Consider the following 20,663-nt stretch of genomic DNA (forward strand, 5'->3'; position numbering starts at 1 on the left):
GTGCGAGTTCATTTTGTTATTCATGAGTCTTTCGAATCTGCTGGCGCGTATCTGCCGTGGGCCGAATCACGCGGCTATAGCGTCAGTTGGTCGCGCGTTTATGCCGGAGAAGCGGTCCCTGCGAACGCCGATGATTTCGATATATTGGTGGTGTTTGGCGGTCCGCAGTCACCACGAACCACACTGGCAGAGTGCCCGTACTTTGATTCTCAGGCCGAGCAGCATCTGATCAACCAGGCGATTGCGGCACGTAAAATTGTGGTAGGGATCTGCCTGGGTTCACAGTTAATCGGCGAAGCGCTGGGTGCGAAGGTGTGCCAGAGTCCGGAAAAAGAGATTGGTCACTACCCCATCGTTCTGACCGAAGCCGGTCAACAGCACCCGCTGTTCAGCCATTTCGGCTCACCGCTTACCGTCGGTCACTGGCACAACGACATGCCAGGATTAACCGACCAGGCGACCATTCTTGCTGCCAGCGAGGGCTGCCCACGACAAATCGTGCAATACGGTAATTTTGTTTATGGTTTTCAGTGCCATATGGAGTTCACTGCTGACGCGATTGAAGGATTAATTCAGCACTCAGAGCAAGAGTTGGCTGAAGCTGAAGGGAAACGCTTCATCCGCCCGGTTGAAGAGATGCGCGCCTGGGACTACCAGCAGATGAATGAGAAGCTGTGGCAATTCCTGGATAAGCTGGTGGAAAAACGTAACGATTAATCATCCCTGGCCGGATAAAACATTATCCGGCCATCGTGCCAGGCAGTTACCTGATGGCGCTGCGCCTATCAGGCCAAAAAGTTAAATTCCCAGCCCCTGATTAAAGTGCTCTTCACCAAAGACGCCGGTCGAAAGGTAGCGATCGCCGCGATCGCAGATGATCGCCACAACTACCGCGCCGGGCGTAGCACGTGCAACGCGTAACGCGCCCGCGACCGCGCCGCCAGAGCTGACACCGCAGAAAATTCCTTCACGCACGGCCAGTTCACGCATGGTGTTTTCCGCATCGTTCTGATGAATATCCAGCACTTCATCCACCAGCGAGGCGTTAAAAATGCCCGGCATATATTCCGCAGGCCAGCGGCGAATTCCCGGAATACTACTGCCCTCTTCCGGCTGCAGGCCAACGATAGTGACCGCTTTTTCTTGCTCACGCAGAAAACGCGACACACCGGTAATGGTGCCTGTCGTTCCCATACTGGAGACAAAGTGGGTAATACGACCTGACGTCTGCTGCCAGATTTCCGGTCCGGTGGTGGTGTAATGCGCGTACGGGTTATCCGGATTATTAAACTGATCCAGCAACTTACCTTCTCCACGCTGCGCCATTTCAAGAGCTAAATCGCGCGCGCCTTCCATCCCCTGCTCTTTGGTGACCAGAATCAGCTCGGCACCATAGGCGCGCATCGCCGCACGGCGCTCCTGACTCATGTTGTCTGGCATCAACAGCTTCATACGGTAGCCCTTCAGCGCGGCGATCATTGCCAGCGCAATTCCGGTATTACCGCTGGTAGCCTCAATCAGCACGTCGCCTGGCTTAATTTCTCCGCGCTTTTCCGCTTCGACGATCATCGACAACGCGGCGCGGTCTTTCACCGAACCTGCGGGATTATTGCCTTCCAGCTTGACCCAAATTTCACTACCGTTATCCGGCGCCAGACGTTGTAATTTCACCAGAGGCGTATTGCCAATTGTTTTTTCTAATGTGTTCACGTTTTCAGCTCGTAAAAAAGCCCGGTAAGCGTAGCGCCACCGGGCGATAACTATGCAAATTAACCTATCAGGCTGATTGCGCCAGGGCAAGTTCCTCTTCACGCGTTTCAATACGCTGATCGCCGTTATACAAACGTGCATTTTGCAGCCCGACAAACAGCCGTTCACCGCGGCTCGGGGAATCATCGCCTTGCATGATGACCGTCAGCGGTTCGTTGTACCACCCGAGGGGTTGTACAACTAATTGGGTGTAGTGCCCCTTCGGACTAGCTTCCAGCACCTGCACCGGCAGCGGCGAATCCAGGCTGGTACGACGGCTCACGTCCACTTCCCACGGGCGCAGGAACAGATCCACCGGTCCCTGATAGCCAGGCGTATAACCCAGCGGCCAGCGGTGTGCGCCCACATGGAATTGGCCGCCACGAATCGTCCCCTGCAGGCGGTTAACCTCACCCATAAATTCCAGGACGAAACGAGTAGCCGGTTCGCGCCATACCTGATCCGGCGCATCAGCCTGTTCGATATGACCCTGACTCATCACCACCACGCGGTCTGCGACTTCCGTTGCTTCTTCCTGATCGTGGGTAACAAACACGCTGGTAAATTTCAGCTCTTCATGCAGCTGGCGCAGCCATCGACGCAGCTCTTTGCGCACCTGCGCATCAAGCGCGCCAAACGGTTCGTCGAGCAGCAGGATCTGCGGCTCTACCGCCAGCGCACGCGCCAACGCCACGCGCTGTTTTTGCCCGCCGGAGAGCTGTGCCGGGAAACGGTCCGCCAGATGAGCCAGTTGAACCATTTCCAGCAGTTTGGTCACTTTTGCTTTGATGGCCGCCGCATTCGGGCGCTCACGCCGTGGCAGGACCGTCAGACCAAACGCGATATTGTCGAAAACGGTCATATGACGAAACAGCGCATAGTGCTGGAACACGAACCCCACCTTACGGTCGCGGGCGTGCAATCGGCTGACGTCGGTACCGTGAAAACGGATATGCCCGCTGGACTGATGCTCCAGCCCGGCAATAATGCGCAGCAGCGTGGTTTTACCCGAGCCGGATGGCCCCAACAGCGCGACCATCTGACCTGAAGGAATATCCAGCGAGATATCGTTCAGCACCTGGGTGCGACCAAAAGACTTCTTAATATTGGCAATCTCAATGCTCATGATTTTCCTCCTGCTGCGCGCGTTTTTCCTGGTTCTCCAGACGCCATTGCAACATGCTCTTCAAAAACAGGGTAATAATCGCCATCAGCGTTAATAGCGCCGCGGCGGTAAAGGAGCCGACCGTGTTGTAGTCCTGCTCCAGTAATTCAATCTGTAGCGGCAGCGATAAGGTTTCGCCGCGAATCGAGCCGGAAACCACTGACACCGCGCCAAACTCACCAATCGCACGGGCGTTGGTCAACACCACACCGTACAGCAATGCCCAACGGATATTCGGCAGCGTAACGCGGCGGAACATCTGCCAGCCGGACGCGCCCAACAGAACCGCGGCTTCATCTTCATTGCTGCCCTGGCTTAACATCACCGGCACCAGCTCACGCACCACAAACGGACAGGTCACGAACACTGTCACCAGCACCATCCCCGGCCAGGCAAACATAATTTGCAGGTTATGCTCATCCAGCCACCCACCAAGCGGGCCGTTAGAGCCGTAAAACAGCAGATAGACCAGACCGGCGACCACCGGCGAGACAGCAAATGGAATATCCAGTAACGTTAGTAGTAGTTGGCGTCCTGGGAAGTTAAAACGGGTCACCAGCCAGGCCAGCAACACACCAAACACCAGGTTCACCGGGACCGCAATCAGCGCAATCAGCACTGTCAGCCAGATGGCATGCAGCATGTCCGGATCCGCCAGGTTCTGTAATACCGGCATTAATCCCTTGCTGAACGCCTGCACGAAGATGTAAATCATCGGCACCAGCAAAATAAACGCGGAGACCAGCATGCCCGTGCCGATCAGAAACCATTTCCCCCAGTTGATGCGGGGTGCGCCATAGCGTTTCAATTGGGTAATGTCTGCCATCAGTGACCTACCACACGTCGACCAAAGCGACTTTGCAGAGTGTTAATTGAAAACAGCAGCAACAACGAAGCCCCGAGGATCACAGAAGCAATCGCGCTGGCGGCCGGGTAGTCAAACTCCTGCAAGCGAACAAAAATCATCAGCGAGGTCACTTCCGTCTTCCATGCGATGTTTCCGGCGATAAAAATAACCGCGCCAAACTCACCGAGGCTGCGGGTAAACGACAGCGCAACGCCCGCCACCAGCGCAGGAGACAGCTCCGGCAGCACTACTTTACGGAAACTTTGCCAGCGCGTAGCACCGAGCGTTTCAGCTGCTTCTTCATATTCCGGGCCTAACTCTTCCAGTACCGGTTGCACGGTACGCACCACAAACGGAATGCTGGTAAAGGCCATCGCTACCGCGATACCGAGCCAGGTGTAGGTCACCTTGATATCCAGCTTCGCCAGCCACTCGCCGTAGAAGCCATTAACCGAAAACAGTGACGCCAGCGTCAGACCTGCCACCGCCGTAGGCAGTGCGAACGGCAGGTCCATCAGCGCATCCAGCAGCGTACGACCCGGAAAGCGATAGCGGGTTAAGATCCACGCCATCAGCAAACCGAACACGCCGTTAAAAATCGACGCCACAAACGCTGACAGCAGCGTCACTTTATAAGCCGCCACCACCTGCGGATTGGTAATCACATCCCAGTATTGCGCCCAGCTCATTTGCGCCAGTTGCATCACCAGCGCGCTCAGCGGCAGCAGCAATATCAGGCAGACAAACAGTAAGCTGGTGCCCAGGCTCAAAGTGAAGCCGGGCAGCACGCGTCGGGAAGAAACAGCAAACATTTACTTACGCCCCGCCGCCAGCAGTTTGTCCAGCTCACCGCCGCTGACAAAGTGCGTTTTCATCACTTCAGGCCACGAGCCAAACTTATCTTCCACACGGAACAATTCGGTCTGCGGGAATTTATCTTTCAGCTTGTCCATTACCTGCGGGTTATTCACGCGGTAGTAGAAATCGGTAATGATGGTTTGCGCCTGCGGGCTGTACAGCCAATTCAGGTAAGCTTTCGCCGCTTTTTCAGTACCGTTGGCCTGCACATTTTTATCTACCCAGGCCACCGGGAACTCCGCCAGAATGTTGACCTTCGGCACCACCACTTCGAAGCCCTGGTCTTCGTACTGTTTACGGATATTGTTCACTTCCGATTCAAAGGTAATCAGTACGTCGCCCAGACCGCGCTCCACGAAGGTGGTAGTTGCACCACGACCGCCGGTATCAAATACTTCCACGTTTTTCAGAAACTGGGTCATGAACTGTTCGGTTTTAGCTTTATCCCCACCGTCCGCTTTATCTGCCGCGCCCCACGCAGCCAGATAGGTATAGCGTGCGTTACCGGAGGTTTTCGGGTTCGGGAAAATCAGCTTCACGTCCGGGCGAACCAGATCGTTCCATTCGTGGATATTCTTCGGGTTGCCCTTACGCACCAAAAACGCCATGGTGGAATAGAATGGCGAACTGTTATTCGGCAGGCGGCTTTGCCAGTCGGCAGGGATCAGCTTGCCTTTGTCATGCAGGATCTGCACGTCGGTCACCTGGTTATAGGTCACGACGTCAGCTTTCAGCCCCTGCAAAATCGCCAACGCCTGTTTTGATGACCCGGCATGAGATTGTTTAATCGTCAGTTTGTCGCCGCCGTTATCCTTCGCCCATTGCTGTTCAAACGGCGGATTAAGGGCGGCAAACAGCTCGCGGGAAACATCGTATGAACTGTTCAGCAGTTCCGTTGCCTGCGCCTGCCCCACCAGCAACAGCATGGCTGCCAGCGTCAGTGTTCTTTTTTTCAGTAAGTTAACGGCCATTGCGCACCCTTATAAATTAAATGACTTTCTTATGGTCATCATATTTATAACCAGTGCTAAAGGAGTAACGGTTTTATATACCGTTTGATGATTTGAAAGTTGAAAAGAGAATAAGGGGTACCTCCTCCCCAGCACATGGGGAGGAGACCGGCATCAATCAGACGCCGACGCTTACGCTTTCAGGCAAAGTGCTGCCGCCATCAATCACGTTTTGCGTGCCAGTTAAATAACTGGACTCATCCGATGCCAGGAACGCCGCCAGTTCACCGACCTCAAGCGGGCAGGCCAGACGACGCATCGGGATCGCTTTTGCCATTTCGACTAAAACGGATTCAGGATCTTCCGGGTTAGACTGTCGCGCAATGCTTTCCGCCATCGGCGTACGAACGTAGCCAGGGCAAATGGCGTTCACGCGAATGCCGGACTGCGCATATTCTACCGCCAGGGATTTGGTCAAACCGATGATCGCGGCTTTCGACAGCGCGTAGGCCGTTTCGCCCGGGTCAGCAACCATATCGCCGGTCACCGATGACATCATCACGATGCGCCCATCTTTGCGCGCAATCATCTCCGGCAGAACGGCTTTCGTCACGTTCCAGACGCCTTTAATGTTGATATCAATGTGGAAATCGCGATCTTCATCGCTCATATCAAGGAAGTTGCCGAGGCGGCATACGCCGGCATTGTTCACCAGAATATCGATTTTGCCTTCAATCTGCTTCGCGCGCGTCACCGCTTCCTTGACCGACGCAAAATCTCTGACGTCAGCGTGAACGGCTGTGCAACGGTGCCCACGCCCAGCCAACTCATCCGCCAGTTTTTCAATCTCATCGGAGATATCCAGCAGGATTAAGTTCGCACCATGGCGGGCAAACGTTCTGGCGATACCCTCGCCAATACCCTGAGATGCGCCCGTAATCAATGCTGTTTTGCCCGTGAGTTTTCCCATTTCAATATTCTCCTTTTGAATATGAAGCCTTCGCTTCATTCACGCAGAAGATACAGCAATAACAAATTAGTGCTGAGGAATAGCTCACTAAATCAGGTTAATCTCAGGTAAAAAAAATCCCCGACGATGCGGGGATGTCTATTTCGTGGCCGATAACAGGATCAGCTCACCATTACAGCGCCATTAAACGGTCCAGCGACGGTGCAAAGTAATAGCCGCCGGTTACCGGTTTGGTGAAGCGCAGCATCGCATCACGCTTACCGTCAGTGTCACCAAACATGCTCAGCAATTGTTGTTCAATGTTGTACAGACGAGCGCAGTAGGCGCAGAAATAGAGACCATGCGTGCCGCTGGCAGTACCGTATGGCAGGCTCTGGCGCACAATTTTCAGCCCTTTACCGTCTTCTTTGAGGTCAACACGGCTCAGGTGAGAGGTGACCGGACGGTCATCACCGTCGATCTCTTCGTTGGCTTCCTTGGTGCGACCAATCATCATTTCCTGGTCATGGATGCTCATGCGATTAAGCTGCTTCAGGTTATGTTCCCAACGCTGCACAAACACATAGCTGCCACCGGCATCCACACCATCTTTGATAACGGCAACTTCACGGCGCGTTTCTTCGCCTGCCGGGTTTTCCGTACCGTCAACAAAGCCGCTGAGATCGCGCTCTTCGACCCAACGGAAACCGTGGATTTCTTCTTTAACTTCAATACAGTCGCCAAATGCTTCCATTGCCGCCTGCGCAACGGAGAAATTCACGTCATGACGCAAAGAGAGAATATGGATCAACACGTCATATTGGGTTGCTGGTGCCAGACCTTTACCGTAAGGGATAAAGTCTTTTAACTCTTCAGCACCGACGCCGCCACTCAATGCACGCCAGGTGTTGTTGCCAAAAGCGACAACCGCGCCCAGATGCGCATCCGGGAACTTAGCTTCAAAGGTCGCCAGCTTATCGGCGAAGGTTTTGCTGGCCGCACGCAGGGCATCAACGTCGCCTTTAACATTGGCTTCAATCCAAATCGCCGCACGGCAATGTTCTGGCAAAATGCCACTCTGAACCTGAGACATTGTTCCTCCTGAAAAAAAGATGCCACGACATCGTGGCATTGATGGGCGCTATTCTACCTGTTTTTTTAACAAGCCGATTTGTTCAGACGCAAATTAACGCCGCCAGATAATTTTGCTTACTTTCCACGCTTTCAGCGTGTCGTCAGACGGCATTATATCCTCAGGTCCGCTCCATTCACCGGAAAAAATATAGCTAATATGTTGACTTCCCTCAGCTTTACACTCAACGCCCGCGCTGTCATCGCCGGTTGCTTTTTGGCAATTACCATAAGCTTTAGTGTAAAGGTCGCTAAACGGTGTACCGATTTCGACACCCGCGGCTGACGAAATATCGTGATCTAATACATCAATACGACTGATGGTTCCCTGGCTGCCGTTGATGACTATCGCCAGCTTGTCGTCTTTCATCGCTTCATAGAAGCGCACCACATTACCGTTATCGGTCTTCATTCCGCTACGCAGGCGGTAATCACCGTCCAGCGCATCAGCAATGGCTTTTTCATCCAGCGGCGTAGCGCCCGTTAACGCTCCGACGCCCTGCTCTGTGACCTGCGTTGAAGAACCAAACCAGTTCCACGGATTGGCGGCAGACCAGTTCACCGAGGACAACGTTGAACACCCGGCCAGTAGCAGCGGCATCGCGCATAAAGTCAAACGCAGTGATTTCATTTCACTTCCTTCCTTATTTATCAACGGTGCTTGGAGTCCAGTTTCCCCAAAAAGTGCCGTTATTCTTTCTCAAGGGAAAAACAGGCGCGCAGACGTTGATTGGTTAACAGCCAGATCAGCGCGACGATATCCGCCACCAGCAGCGCCAGCCCGACGCCGTTGAGCGGATCGCCTGCCAGCCACATCACCGGCTGCCAGCACAGCAGCACCAGTTGAGCGAGAATCAATAATCCTCGCAGCCAGCGCCAGATCACCGGAAACGCAAAGCGTCGCCCGCTGAGTAAAAACGCCAACACGGCGGGAACGCCGGGAAGCAACCCCAGCCAGAATGCGTCATGATCGGGATAAAACAGATTCAGTAAGGTGTTGCCCTGCTCACGGGAAGAACCGGCAATCACAAACAAAACCCAGGTGCGTGCCTGCAACAGCAGTACGCACCAGAAGAGAAAAGGCAGGCGCAGACGCCCATGACCATCATAGTCGGCCGGATGAAACTCAGTACTCTTCATCTTCGATCAAACGCTTGCCCAGATTGAGTACATCCGCATGTTCATAGCCCAAACGTTCATACATGCCCTGTACGACGTCGTTATCGTCACGCACCATGATTTGAATCTTCGGACAACCGCGGGCAATGAGCTTTTTCTCCAGCCGGTTGAGCAGCGCATTGGCGATGCCGCGACCGCGAAACTCAGGATGCACGCCCAGGTAATAGGCGGAACCGCGATGCCCGTCGTATCCGCCCATCACCGTGCCGACCACCTCGCCGTTCACTTCAGCAACGAGGAACAAGCTGACGTCATGATTGACTTTACGTTCGATGTCCATTTCAGGGTCGTTCCATGGACGCAGCAAATCACAACGCTCCCAGAGGGTGATCACCTCTTCGAAATCTTCCTGGCGAAAAACGCGTATTTCCATGGTATTGGGTACCTTTTCAGGACGTTAAAAAGCGATTATGGCGCGAACGGCTGATTTAGCCAATATCTGACGCGAAGCGGCGGAAAAAATGGCATAATACGGAATTGTCACGTATTGAAATGAAAAGTAAAACAATTCTTATCTCGATCCGTCGCAACGGACTACGCGATACGATATAACGTTTAGAACCTTTTTTTTACAACTCAGGCCGTATGAGCACTTTTAAACCACTAAAAACACTCACATCGCGCCGCCAGGTGCTGAAAGCCGGGCTGGCCGCCCTGACGCTGTCAGGCATGTCACAAGCCATCGCTAAAGAAGAAGCGCTAAAGACCAGCAATGGACACAGCAAACCGAAAGCGAAAAAATCCGGTGCTAAGCGCGTTGTTGTCCTTGATCCGGGGCACGGAGGGATTGATACCGGCGCAATTGGTCGCAACGGCTCGAAAGAAAAGCACGTTGTGTTGGCTATTGCCAAAAACGTGCGCTCGATCCTACGTAACCAAGGGATTGATGCACGCCTGACCCGCTCCGGCGATACGTTTATTCCGCTCTACGATCGCGTCGAGATCGCCCACAAACATGGTGCCGATCTGTTCATGTCGATCCACGCCGACGGTTTTACCAATCCGAGCGCTGCGGGTGCTTCGGTCTTTGCCTTATCCAATCGCGGTGCCAGTAGCGCCATGGCGAAATATCTGTCCGATCGTGAAAACCGGGCCGATGAAGTCGCCGGAAAGAAGGCCACTGATAAAGATCATTTGTTGCAGCAGGTGCTGTTCGATCTGGTGCAAACTGACACCATAAAAAACAGCCTGACGTTAGGCTCGCATATTCTTAAGAAGATCAAGCCGGTACACCGTCTGCACAGTCGCAGCACGGAACAGGCCGCCTTCGTGGTGCTAAAATCACCTTCGATTCCGTCGGTCCTGGTCGAAACCTCGTTCATCACCAACCCGGAAGAAGAACGATTGCTGGGTACGGCGGCGTTTCGTCAGAAAATCGCCACCGCTATCGCCAATGGCATCATCAGCTATTTCCACTGGTTTGATAACCAGAAAGCACACTCGAAGAAACGTTAACCATGAAGCCCGATGCACAGCGCGTAAAACAGTTCCTGCTCAGCCTGCAGGATGAAATTTGTCAGCAGTTATCCACCGTAGACGGCAGCGAATTTGTTGAGGATAACTGGCAACGCGAAGCGGGCGGCGGCGGGCGCAGTCGGGTGTTGCGTAACGGCGGTATATTCGAGCAAGCAGGCGTCAACTTCTCCCACGTCCACGGCGATGCAATGCCGGCCTCGGCTACCGCACATCGCCCGGAGCTTGCCGGGCGCAGCTTTGAAGCGATGGGCGTCTCGTTGGTGGTGCACCCGCAGAATCCCTACATTCCAACCAGCCATGCCAACGTACGGTTTTTTATCGCGGAAAAACCGGGGGCCGATCCCGTGTGGTGGTTTGGCGGCGGCTTTGACTTAACGCCCTACTACGGCTTTGATGAGGATGCGGTTCACTGGCATCGCACGGCGCGGGATCTGTGCCAGCCGTTTGGCGATGACGTTTATCCACGTTACAAAAAGTGGTGCGATGACTACTTCTTCCTCAAGCACCGCAACGAGCAGCGCGGCATTGGCGGGCTGTTTTTCGATGATTTGAATACCCCTGATTTCGACCACTGCTTCGCTTTTATGCAGGCAGTAGGTCAAGGTTACACCGAGGCGTATCTGCCCATTGTCGAACGCCGCAAAATGATGAGCTGGGGCGAGCGCGAGCGTAATTTTCAGCTTTATCGTCGTGGGCGCTATGTGGAATTTAATCTGGTGTGGGATCGCGGCACGTTGTTCGGTTTGCAAACCGGCGGACGCACGGAGTCGATTCTGATGTCGATGCCGCCGCTGGTACGCTGGGAGTATGACTGGCAGCCGGAAGCGAACAGCCCGGAAGCTGCCCTTAGCGAGTTTATTCAGGTCCGCGACTGGGTGTAATTGCCTGATGGCGCTACGCTTATCCGGCCTACAACAAAGGCAAACCCGTAGGCCGGATAAGACGCGTTAGCGTCGCATCCGGCACAATAATCTCATCATGCCCACTGGCGCATACGCTGATGCAGCGTCAACGATGGTTTCTCCGCAAACAGCTGCTGGTAGTCGGTGGCAAACTGCCCTAAATGCCAGAATCCCCACTGCATGGCGGCGTCTTTCACCGTCGCACTCTGCGACCATGGGCTTATCAACTCACGGCGCACGGCGTTCAGCCGAATACGTTTCAACCAGGCATTCGGGCCAATACCGAGGATCGCGTGAAAGGCGTTTTGCAACGTCCGGCGGCTAACGTGCAGCTGATTGCATAAGTCGAGCACGGTCAGCGGCTCTGACATATTTTCCAGCACATATTCGCGCGCACGTGACAGCAAGCGACGATAGCTCTGATGGCTGATGCTCTCCGCAGTCATAATCGGCTGCGCTTCTTCCAGCATGGTGCCCATCGCCAGCAGCAGGTTATCCCCCAACACTTTACGCACCGCGGGTTGGTGAAGGTTTTCAGGATTCTCACTAAACGTCGCCAGCGCCTGCTGCACAAAGCCCCATAGCGCGGCTTTGTGTTGTTCTTTAACTTCCAGCGCCGACTGATTGCGCAGCATATGCAACACCCTTTCCGGGTTATGCAGGAAGTTGGCCTGACGAGCTATTGCCTCTTCCGAAATGACGACACCCAAAATGGTGTAATCATCCGGCGTACTCAGTTCAAACTCCGTCCCGCCTGGGCGGGTGGCAATTTCAGCGCTACCCAAACACTGGGTACCAATAAATCCCTGCTCGCCGCGCGTGGCCGGAATGCCAAACCAAAATGAGTTTGGCCAGACAAGGCACGACTGACGCAGCGCCAGTCCGGTGTATTCACGGAACACCTGAATATCATCGAGCAGGATTTCCGTGAACTCGCCATGAAATTTTCCCGGATGCAGCTGGTCGTAGATCTGCTGCCAGGCGGTAATCGTCAGCGCGTGCTCATACACATCCGTTGTTCGCCGTTGGTGAACGTTGTCCACTTCCACTTTCGGCGTCAGTTTAACGTCTTCGGGTAATACTTCATGATAAAGATGGTGCAAGTTTGCAGTACGGTTCTTTTTCATGATCTTTTAAGCCGGAAGCTTCAACGAAGCCCCCGGCCCTCCGACAGGTTAATTTTTTAAGCGGTAGCGACTACTGCGTTTACGCAACGCTCCATCAGAAAAGAGCTGTTCCAGCGCATTTCTGGCTTCATCAAGTGACCAGCCAAAGTGGGCCGCCACTTCCCCTGCCGTCATTCCTTGACGGACCGATGCTAACAGCGTCAGAAGTTGTGCAGAGGATTCAGACGTCACTGGGGCGTCCTGTGTCTTCTCTGGTTTCGCTTCTGTTTTCGCTTCTGGCTTCTGTTCAGGTTTCTTCGGCTGGCGTTTAAAACCGCCGATCAGCCACTGGGTGTCATCGTCCGGCCGGCCTATTTCCTTACGGCTGATAACACGGCCCGTACGCGCTGCGGCTGCACTGCCAGCATCCAGCGCTGCGCGGCATGCCGCCAGATCGCCTTCCACCACCAGCGTCAGTCGACCAGGATCGAGCACTTCGTGGCTAAGCAGACGCACGTTCGCGGCTTTCAGCATGGCATCGGCCGCGTCCACGGCAGCCACCATGCCATCCACTTCCAGTAATCCCAGTGCATTGATCATCACTACCTCTCTTACGCGCGCTGGATTGGATTACGGGCAATATCCAGAACGGCATCGGCAAAGGCGTTACATGCGGCTTTACAAGCGGCCTGGCTACCGGTCAAAAATGCGGCTGAATAGTTAGTTTCTGACGGCGGTGGTACATAGGTCACCAGTTGTACATCGGCAGATTTCAGCGCGGCATCAATACCAAATGTCGCTTCCAGCGGCGGTGCTACCAGATACGCCATCGGATCGCCCAGTCGGCATCCCGCAGTTGCGGAGAGATACGAACCGGTACGCGAAACCACATGCGCCAGGAAGGCGGTATCTTCTGCGTCATTCGCCCACTGGAATGCCGCCCCGCTTTCAATATTGGCCACCATCGCGTCCAGACCCGCGCGAACTTCGGCCGGGTTTGGTCCACCGAGCATAATCAGCACTTCGCCCGATGTTGGAGAGGGACTGTGCGCCGCACCGGCATACAGCGAGCGGCCATAAACCACTTCGACCATTGCCTGTTTTGTCGCTTCGTCTGCGGCAATATACGCCACGTCATCAGAATCTGCTGTGATGAGTCCGAGGCTACGTATATGTGGCGGTAATTTAAGTTCGCGGGCAAAACCGTCATTTACCGAGGCAATCACACGCATTGCGGTGACTGAAGGTCTAATTAAATCTAATGCTGGCATGATGCCTCCTTAACGGGTCATATTGATGCCGGATGCTTTTTGCTCCAGCATGCGCTTGGCCAAATCCACAATCACCGCCGCCGCTTCAACCGGTGGCGTACCGCCCTGGTGAATGTTCGAGATACAGGTACGATCAGCCTCAACGGTGGTCGCCACACGCGGCGAATAGACGGCATAGCATGAAAGACTTTCCGACTGGCCGAGGCCCGGACGTTCACCAACCAGCAGGATCACCGCTTTTGCACCCAGCAGTTCGCCGATCTGATCTTCGATTTTCACGCGCCCATAGCGAACAAAGAACGGCGTCCCGACCTTCAATCCGGCCTGTTTTAAGCCCGACAACAGCGGCGGCAGGATCTCTTCATAGTTAGCGGTAATCGCGTCGGTAGACAGGCCATCAGAAATAATCACCTGCACATCCGGATTCATTACACACTGTGATTTCAGTGCTTCAATGGCTTCCGCACTCAGACGACGCCCCATATCCGGACGCGTCAGATACAGGTTTTTGTCGCTGATTTCCGAGCGCACTTCCAGCAGCCCCTGGGCTTTTACCCACTCTTCCGGCACTTCTTTCAATACCGTATCTTTCGAACGCGAGTGGTCAGCCAGGAAACGCAGCAGCGCCTGGGTACGCGGACGAGGACCGGCACGACCGGTACATACACGCGCAGCGGTGCTACGGCGAAGTTCAGTCAACACCTCTGCACGGTGCGGATTCTCAACGCCAATCCACGCTTTGGCTTCGGCTGAGCCTAAGTCCATCGCGCAGCTTTCACCGGTCGGCGCGGCGCACTGCGTGGTGCTGCATTTTGCTGGTGCTGACGGTTCTTGAGCCTGCGGTTGAGACTCACCCATTGACGCCATTACGCTGCGTACAATTTCTTCAATCTGTTTTTGATCCATCGTGTGTCATCCCCGCGTCATCAGAAGAACAGTGACGGATCGCCCGCCCGTTTGGTCAGGCGACCGTTTGCCATAATGCCCATGGTTTCCAGCCAGCGTTCAAACTCCGGCGACGGACGCAGGTTCAGCAGCTGACGCACGGTCGCGGTGTCATGGAAGGCGGTGGTCTGATAGTTGAGCATGATGTCGTCACCGAGCGGCATGCCCATGATGTAGTTGCAGCCAGCGGTGGCGAGCAGAATCATCAGGTTTTCGTTAAGGTTCTGGTCAGCATCAGCATGGTTGGTGTAGCAGCAGTCGCAGCCCATTGAGATGCCGCTCAGCTTGCCCATAAAGTGATCTTCCAGACCCGCGCGAATAATCTGACGGTCGTTGTAGAGATACTCCGGCCCGATAAAGCCCACCACGGTGTTCACCAGGAACGGATCATAGTGGCGTGCCAGCCCGTAGTTGCGCGCTTCCATCGTCACCTGATCGGCGCCGAAGTTCGCGCCCGCGGAAAGTGCAGACCCTTGCCCGGTTTCGAAGTACAGGCAGTTTTCCCCGGCGATACGGTTGAACTCAGCGCCCACTGCGCGCGCTTCATCCAGCATGGCCAGCTCAACGCCAAACTCTTTTAAGCCTTTTTCGCTACCGCAGATACTCTGGAAAATCAGCCCGCCCGGCGCGCCGCGACGAATCGCTTCTATCTGGGTAGTCACGTGTGCCAGTACGCAGCCCTGGGTCGGGATGTTGAATTTGTCGATAACGCCGTACACGGTATCCAGTACGCGGCTTAAGTTTTCCACGTCATCCGTTACCGGGTTTACGCCGATCACCGCATCGCCCGCCCCGAAGGACAGCCCTTCGTAGATTTGTGCGGCAATACTCTGCACGTCATCACGGGTGTCGTTCGGCTGCAAACGGCAGCTGAAGGTGCCCGGCAGACCGATGGTGGTATTGGCCTTTTTGATCACCGGCATTTTCTTACCGCCGTAGATCAGGTCCGCGTTAGAGCAGATTTTTGCTACCGCAGCGACCACTTCCGACGTTAACCCTTTGCGCGTAAACGCAATGTCATCAACGGAGGTTTCATCGCTCAGCACGTACTCGCGCAGCTCGCTGATACTCCAGTTTTTGATACGGTTATAGGCCGTCTCGTTGACGTCATCCTGAATCAGACGAGTAACACAGTCCTCTTCATAGGAAATCACCGGGTTATTGCGGATATCCGCCACCGTCATTTCCGACAGTACCTGCTTGGCCGCCACGCGCTCCTGCGAACTGGTTGCGGCCACTCCTGCCAGCACATCCCCCGAACGCAGTTCGTTGGCTTTTGCCAGCACCTCTTTAACATCCTTAAACTGATAAACATTGCCGAACAATGTGGTCTTTAGTTTCATAAGTCGTTCCCTCAGGAAGGAAATGCGAGTGATTTCACCGTCACCGGCACAACCGATCCGCCAAAAAGAGGCGTACCAATGTCGATATAGTCCCCCGCCCGGACAACCACCTCATCGATGACTGCCAGCGGGTGTTGCTGTAACTGTGGGCGTAACAGCATGCCCAGGGCCTTACCAAAATCCTGCTCGGCTACCACCAGCAGGGGATGCGGATTCGGATAGCGCGCGACAAAGGCCAGCAGCGCATCAATCACCGTTAACAGCGCGGCATAGCGCACCGGCAGCGAACCGGGCAGCGCCAGCACGTAGGCGTCCGTTTGCGGGTCCAGATCGAGCTGCATTAGCGCCTGTTGCCAGGCGGCCACCAAATCAGCCTCATTAACCGGAATCGCCACCGGCAGATTGCGCAGCGGAAGCGCCACGCCTTCCAGCCAGATGGTGCTGCCCGAAAGCGACAGCGTATGTGCACCGGCGCCAATCACCGTGGCGCGCACGGTTTGCGCCGGGAACTGCACGTTCATCTCACGCAGGCGCGGATGTTCATGCAGTGCCGTTGCTAACAGAGGGCCAATGTCGGAAAAACAGAACGGATCGGCTGGTTGGTTGCGGTAGCACTCGCCCACCCCGCCGGACAACGTAATCACTTCCGGTTTCACACCCGCCGGTAACAGGCCGGTTTGCATCAGCGCCTGCGCCAGCGGTGATAACGTGCCGTCAATCACCTCCACAATCAGCGCCGCCATCCGTCGGGCTACCTGAACAAGCTGCGCCGCATTGAGGGTTCGGGCGTCGGTGCCCGGACCAAATACGTCATCAACAATCATCTGCCCCGGCTGATGCGCATGTACTACTCGCCCCTGGCCGTCCGTTTCCAGCAGTCGTCCGCCGACGTTCAGGCAAGCCGAACCGCTGACCTTTCCGGCATCAAACAGAACGTAGTTCGACGTACCGCCACCAATGTCGATATTCAGTACGCGGCACAACTTCTGCTCGGACAGGGTTTGTGCCCCCGCACCGTGACCGGCAATCACCGATTCCAGATGCGGACCGGCGCTGGCCACCACAAAATCCCCCAGCGACTGAGAGAGCGCCATCACCGCCGGACGCGCATTACGGGTTTTGGCACTTTCTCCGGTGATGATGATCGCGCCGGAATCAACAGTCTCAGGCGCAATACCCGCCGCCTGATACTGGGCGAGGATCAGCGCCTTAAGTTCGGCCTCTTTCAACCCGCCCTGCTTATCAACGGGGGTAAAGAACACCGGGCTTTGCCAGCTAATTTCGCGTTTGATGAATTCGTAGCGCGGCACCTGCGACACTGCCGCACGGTTGACTAACTCAAGGCGCGAGAAAATCACCTGAGTGGTAGTGGTGCCGATATCGATACCGACGCTCAGTAGCTGGCGAGTATTCACGATTGCGCCTCCGGGTTGGTTTCTACTTCTGCTGGCACATCTTCATCTTTCGGTACCAACAGCATAGCCACACCAATCGCCGTCACGCCGCCAATCAACTTGCCGACAATCATCGGGAAGATCATCGCGTTCATGTTGGCAGCGGCGAAGCCTAAGTGGTCACCCAGTGCAAAGGCCGCGGAGACCGCAAAGGCGCAGTTGATCACTTTGCCGCGGGTATCCATATTCTTCATCATGCCGAACATTGGGATGTTGTTCGCCAGCGTCGCAACCATACCGGCAGCCGCAATATTATTGATTTTTAACAGGTTACCGACGCTCATCAGCGGTTTTTCAAACCAGCGGGTCAGCAGCAGTACCATTGGGTACGCACCGAGCAGTACGCAGGAAATAGAACCGATAACTTCGATGGCGCGCATCACTTCACCCGGCTTGTCACCCGGAGCCATGAAGATAGGATCAAGACCTGGGATCAGCTCCCAGCCGAGCAGGAATTTGACCACTGCTGCTGCGAGGCCGATGGTGATCAGCGCCACCAGGAATTTCGCGAAGATCTGGAAGCCGTTGATCATTTTTTCCGGGATGAATTTCAGTCCCAGCGCCACCAGCACAGCCACGATCAGCACGGGAATCATATTCATCAGGATCAGCGCGAAGGTGAATTCCACCGGCTGTCCGTTGATTTCGACGCCGGAGTACATCGCAATCAAACCGCCCGCAATACAACCAATCGGAATGGTGACAATACCCGCCAGCACGCCCAGCGCCAGATAACGACGGTCAGACGGTTCAATAATCCCCAGCGCAACCGGAATGGAGAAGACCAGCGTCGGCCCCATCATCGCCCCGAGGAGCAGGCCAGAGTACAGCCACGCCGCAACGTCGCCGCCCGCCAGTTCTTTCGCCAGGAAGAAGCCGCCCATATCGCACGCCAGCAGCGTTCCGGCAAACATCGACGGGTTCGCGCCCAGCATTTCATACAGCGGAATAATTACTGGCCCGAGCACATGCGCCAGAACCGGTGCCAGCGCGGTCATACCGACCATCGCCAGACCCAGCGCGCCCATCGCCATAAAACCTTCTTCAAACTGGCCGCCCGATCCCTCAATACTCTTACCGAACTTACCGAGGAAGCGTGCCGAACCGCCGAACTGCGACAGGATCCTGTCCACGGCGGCAATCAGCATAAAGAACATCATGATGTACATGATGATTTCGTTAATTCCCATAGCCCCTACTCCCTGTCATTTGTGATTTGTAGGCCGGATAAGACGTTTACGTCGCCTCCGGCATTAACGCCGTGTTATTGCCGGATGCTGGTGCGAGCACCTTATCCGGCCTACAGGCATTACCCGGCAGCCGCGTACAGGTCGATGATCTGTGCCTGCGTGGCGGTGCGTGGGTTACTGCGAATACAAATATCCTCCAGCGCGGCGTGAGCCCATGCGCTGTACTGCTCGGGCTTTGCCCCAACGTCAGAGAGTCGTTTGGTCTGGCCCACTTCGCTAATCAACTCGCTGACCGCGTTGATAGCATCACGATCGTCCGATTTCTTGTTGGTTAACGCGCGTCCGATATGGCTAAAGCGCTCACGACACACCATGCGGTTGAACCCCATTACCGTGGGAAGCAGCATGGCGTTAGCCTGTCCGTGTGGAATGTGCAATGTCGCCCCCGGCTGGTGCGCCATCGCATGGCACAGGCCAAGCCCAGCGCTGGAAAACGCCATCCCGGCCATACAGGAAGCCAGCAGCATGCTTTCGCGCGCCGCCAGATCCTGACCGTAGCCGACGGCCTTCGGCAGCGATTTACCGATCATCGCTATCGCACCAATCGCCAGGCTGTCGGTAAACGGCGTCGCGTTCAGTGCGCTATACGCTTCAACGGCGTGCGTCAGTGCATCAATCCCGGTCATCGCCGTTACGTGCGCAGGCACACCTTCCGTCAATGCGGCGTCAAGGATCGCCACATCCGGCATCAGGGTTGCGTGGGCCAGTACTTTTTTGAGTCCGGTCGCGGCGTCGATAATCACCGTGACGTTCGTGGTTTCTGAGCCCGTTCCGGCGGTAGTCGGTACGGCAATCAGCGGCAGACGCGGGCGTAACACGCTACGCTCGTCCATGTCAGCCAGCGTCTGGGTAGGGTTGGTCACCAGCAACGCCACTGCCTTGGCGGCATCCAGCACGGAACCGCCACCGAAAGCCACGACGCCGTCGCACTTTGATTCACGCAGTTGCGCGACTGCCGCGCAGACGTCCGTAATGCACGGTTCACCTACCGGACATGGCCACAGCGTCATTGCCACACCTTTCATCGCCAGGCTGCGCTCCAGTGCGGCGGTCATCCCCGCCTGATGCAGAAAGCTGTCAACCATGACGAACATATGCGTCAGTCCGCGCGTTTGTGCTTCCTGTCCACAGGTACTAAGCGCTCCCAGTCCACATAACGTAACCGGGGGAACGCTAAACGTTTTTACGCGTTGCAGATTCAGGGTATCGAATGCCTGAAAGAGCGCGGTCTGCAATTCAGCTTGCATAGATTCCTTCCGCTTTTTCTTTTCCGCTGTTTGCAATCGCCAGCGGAGTCATAAACAGGCTGTGTTGGGGTAAATGCACCTGCAGTTCCGGGAAACGCTTACGGAACAGTTCATCAACGCCTGGCTGCATACAGGAGCCACCCGCCAGCCACAAATCAGCGACATCCTGTCCGGCAATATGGTGCGCCACGATTTCCGCCATCTTTTCGTAGACAGGCTTCACCACCGGCCAGATTTCTTTGCCATTGCTGCGCTTGTACTGCTCGGCTTCTTCCAACTGGATACGACGGTTCCCGGCCAGCGTCAGAGAGATATGGTGCCCGCCAGTCGCTTCATCAGCGGAGTAAGTCACTTTGCCCTGTTTAACAATCGCAATCCCGGTAGTGCCACCACCAATATCCACCACGCCGGCGTTATCAAGCTGCAACAGATCCGCCACCGCGGTTGGTTCGTCGAGGAAATGGCTCACTTCAAGACCGGCAGACTCCAGCACGTTAATAGAGATGCGTGGGTCAGTTCCCGGTGGAAACGAGGTTGCCGCATGGGTAAAACGGCAACCCAGTTGTTGTTCGAGCGTATCGAGATGGCGACGAACGATGGTCACCGCACCAAAGAAATCCCAAACGATGCCATCGCGCACGACATCGGCCCAGTCCAGGCAAACCGCGACCGGCTGTCCGTCACTGTCCACAACCATCGACACCACATCACACGTTCCCAAATCAATGCCCAACCACAGCGGTGAATCGCTCTTTGCGGGCGTCTGGTTACATAGCGTTGCCGCTTTTAGCAGTCTGGGTGTCAACCAACGTTGTTCGTCGTGCGCCATCTCATTTACTCC

At 55.3% G+C, this 20,663-nt stretch carries 22 protein-coding genes; 3 read left to right on the top strand and 19 right to left on the bottom strand.

Annotation, left to right across the window (positions count from 1 at the left end; all coding sequences use genetic code 11):
- Positions 1-717: a type 1 glutamine amidotransferase gene (locus OGX96_RS09445; protein ID WP_286582839.1), complete on the top strand. Its 717-nt coding sequence runs from the start codon at positions 1-3 to the stop codon at positions 715-717.
- Between the two features lie 81 nt (positions 718-798).
- Here the strand turns inward: OGX96_RS09445 and cysM are convergent, their stop codons facing one another.
- The 10 genes from cysM to OGX96_RS09495 all read right to left on the bottom strand — a co-directional run bounded on the left by cysM (position 799) and on the right by OGX96_RS09495 (position 9,201).
- Complete coding sequence (cysM, locus tag OGX96_RS09450; RefSeq protein WP_048215810.1) at positions 799-1,710, bottom strand: cysteine synthase CysM; 912 nt, start codon at positions 1,708-1,710, stop codon at positions 799-801.
- Between the two features lie 67 nt (positions 1,711-1,777).
- Positions 1,778-2,875 carry a sulfate/thiosulfate ABC transporter ATP-binding protein CysA gene (gene cysA / locus OGX96_RS09455; RefSeq protein WP_003038066.1) on the bottom strand — a complete coding sequence of 366 codons (1,098 nt, stop codon included), beginning with the start codon at positions 2,873-2,875 and terminating at the stop codon, positions 1,778-1,780.
- Complete coding sequence (cysW, locus tag OGX96_RS09460) at positions 2,865-3,740, bottom strand: sulfate/thiosulfate ABC transporter permease CysW (protein WP_003038064.1); 876 nt, start codon at positions 3,738-3,740, stop codon at positions 2,865-2,867. The genes cysA and cysW overlap by 11 nt, the downstream gene beginning before the upstream one ends.
- On the bottom strand, positions 3,740-4,573 hold the full coding sequence (gene cysT, locus OGX96_RS09465) for a sulfate/thiosulfate ABC transporter permease CysT (RefSeq protein WP_003038061.1): 834 nt from the start codon (positions 4,571-4,573) through the stop codon (positions 3,740-3,742). The genes cysW and cysT overlap by 1 nt, the downstream gene beginning before the upstream one ends.
- The gene (gene cysP / locus OGX96_RS09470; RefSeq protein ID WP_003835019.1) at positions 4,574-5,590 is read right to left on the bottom strand and encodes a thiosulfate/sulfate ABC transporter substrate-binding protein CysP; all 1,017 of its coding nucleotides are present in this window, start codon (positions 5,588-5,590) and stop codon (positions 4,574-4,576) included.
- A gap of 157 nt (positions 5,591-5,747) precedes the next feature.
- Complete coding sequence (gene ucpA / locus OGX96_RS09475; RefSeq protein WP_003835020.1) at positions 5,748-6,539, bottom strand: SDR family oxidoreductase UcpA; 792 nt, start codon at positions 6,537-6,539, stop codon at positions 5,748-5,750.
- Between the two features lie 172 nt (positions 6,540-6,711).
- Positions 6,712-7,611: a porphyrinogen peroxidase gene (yfeX, locus tag OGX96_RS09480; RefSeq protein WP_048215808.1), complete on the bottom strand. Its 900-nt coding sequence runs from the start codon at positions 7,609-7,611 to the stop codon at positions 6,712-6,714.
- A gap of 93 nt (positions 7,612-7,704) precedes the next feature.
- Complete coding sequence (locus OGX96_RS09485; protein ID WP_032944164.1) at positions 7,705-8,280, bottom strand: RpoE-regulated lipoprotein; 576 nt, start codon at positions 8,278-8,280, stop codon at positions 7,705-7,707.
- Positions 8,281-8,339: 59 nt separating this feature from the next.
- Positions 8,340-8,789 carry a DUF2919 domain-containing protein gene (locus OGX96_RS09490; RefSeq protein WP_003835027.1) on the bottom strand — a complete coding sequence of 150 codons (450 nt, stop codon included), beginning with the start codon at positions 8,787-8,789 and terminating at the stop codon, positions 8,340-8,342.
- Positions 8,776-9,201, bottom strand: a complete 426-nt coding sequence (locus OGX96_RS09495) for a GNAT family acetyltransferase (RefSeq protein WP_003038048.1) — start codon at positions 9,199-9,201, stop codon at positions 8,776-8,778. The genes OGX96_RS09490 and OGX96_RS09495 overlap by 14 nt, the downstream gene beginning before the upstream one ends.
- A 212-nt stretch (positions 9,202-9,413) precedes the next feature.
- On the opposite strand from OGX96_RS09495, the gene amiA reads away from it, so the two are divergent.
- Both amiA and hemF read left to right on the top strand, forming a co-directional pair.
- Complete coding sequence (amiA, locus tag OGX96_RS09500) at positions 9,414-10,283, top strand: N-acetylmuramoyl-L-alanine amidase AmiA (RefSeq protein ID WP_003038046.1); 870 nt, start codon at positions 9,414-9,416, stop codon at positions 10,281-10,283.
- Between the two features lie 2 nt (positions 10,284-10,285).
- A complete protein-coding gene (hemF, locus tag OGX96_RS09505) occupies positions 10,286-11,185 on the top strand; it encodes an oxygen-dependent coproporphyrinogen oxidase (protein ID WP_048224960.1) in 900 nt (299 codons plus the stop codon).
- A 95-nt stretch (positions 11,186-11,280) separates the two neighbouring features.
- Here hemF and eutR read toward each other — a convergent pair whose 3' ends face one another.
- The 9 genes from eutR to eutJ form a co-directional block, all read right to left on the bottom strand.
- Entirely contained in the window at positions 11,281-12,333 is a 1,053-nt protein-coding gene (gene eutR, locus OGX96_RS09510; protein WP_003835032.1) for an HTH-type transcriptional regulator EutR, read from the bottom strand.
- Positions 12,334-12,381: 48 nt separating this feature from the next.
- Positions 12,382-12,912 (bottom strand): ethanolamine utilization microcompartment protein EutK, encoded by a 531-nt coding sequence (gene eutK / locus OGX96_RS09515; RefSeq protein ID WP_137378136.1) that lies wholly within the window; start codon positions 12,910-12,912, stop codon positions 12,382-12,384.
- A gap of 11 nt (positions 12,913-12,923) precedes the next feature.
- Complete coding sequence (gene eutL / locus OGX96_RS09520; RefSeq protein WP_003838537.1) at positions 12,924-13,583, bottom strand: ethanolamine utilization microcompartment protein EutL; 660 nt, start codon at positions 13,581-13,583, stop codon at positions 12,924-12,926.
- Between the two features lie 9 nt (positions 13,584-13,592).
- The gene (gene eutC / locus OGX96_RS09525; RefSeq protein ID WP_008785418.1) at positions 13,593-14,489 is read right to left on the bottom strand and encodes an ethanolamine ammonia-lyase subunit EutC; all 897 of its coding nucleotides are present in this window, start codon (positions 14,487-14,489) and stop codon (positions 13,593-13,595) included.
- A gap of 20 nt (positions 14,490-14,509) precedes the next feature.
- A complete protein-coding gene (eutB, locus tag OGX96_RS09530; RefSeq protein ID WP_003038029.1) occupies positions 14,510-15,871 on the bottom strand; it encodes an ethanolamine ammonia-lyase subunit alpha in 1,362 nt (453 codons plus the stop codon).
- An 11-nt stretch (positions 15,872-15,882) separates the two neighbouring features.
- On the bottom strand, positions 15,883-17,286 hold the full coding sequence (gene eutA / locus OGX96_RS09535; protein WP_153752511.1) for an ethanolamine ammonia-lyase reactivating factor EutA: 1,404 nt from the start codon (positions 17,284-17,286) through the stop codon (positions 15,883-15,885).
- Positions 17,283-18,515 (bottom strand): ethanolamine utilization protein EutH, encoded by a 1,233-nt coding sequence (gene eutH / locus OGX96_RS09540; protein ID WP_286582846.1) that lies wholly within the window; start codon positions 18,513-18,515, stop codon positions 17,283-17,285. The genes eutA and eutH overlap by 4 nt, the downstream gene beginning before the upstream one ends.
- Positions 18,516-18,634: 119 nt before the next feature.
- The gene (eutG, locus tag OGX96_RS09545; protein ID WP_008785420.1) at positions 18,635-19,822 is read right to left on the bottom strand and encodes an ethanolamine utilization ethanol dehydrogenase EutG; all 1,188 of its coding nucleotides are present in this window, start codon (positions 19,820-19,822) and stop codon (positions 18,635-18,637) included.
- A complete protein-coding gene (eutJ, locus tag OGX96_RS09550; protein WP_286582849.1) occupies positions 19,812-20,651 on the bottom strand; it encodes an ethanolamine utilization protein EutJ in 840 nt (279 codons plus the stop codon). Before eutJ ends, eutG begins: the two co-directional genes overlap by 11 nt.
- Positions 20,652-20,663: the final 12 nt, after the last annotated feature.

This window comes from Citrobacter sp. Cpo100 (assembly GCF_030332595.1).
Taxonomy (GTDB): domain Bacteria; phylum Pseudomonadota; class Gammaproteobacteria; order Enterobacterales; family Enterobacteriaceae; genus Citrobacter; species Citrobacter portucalensis.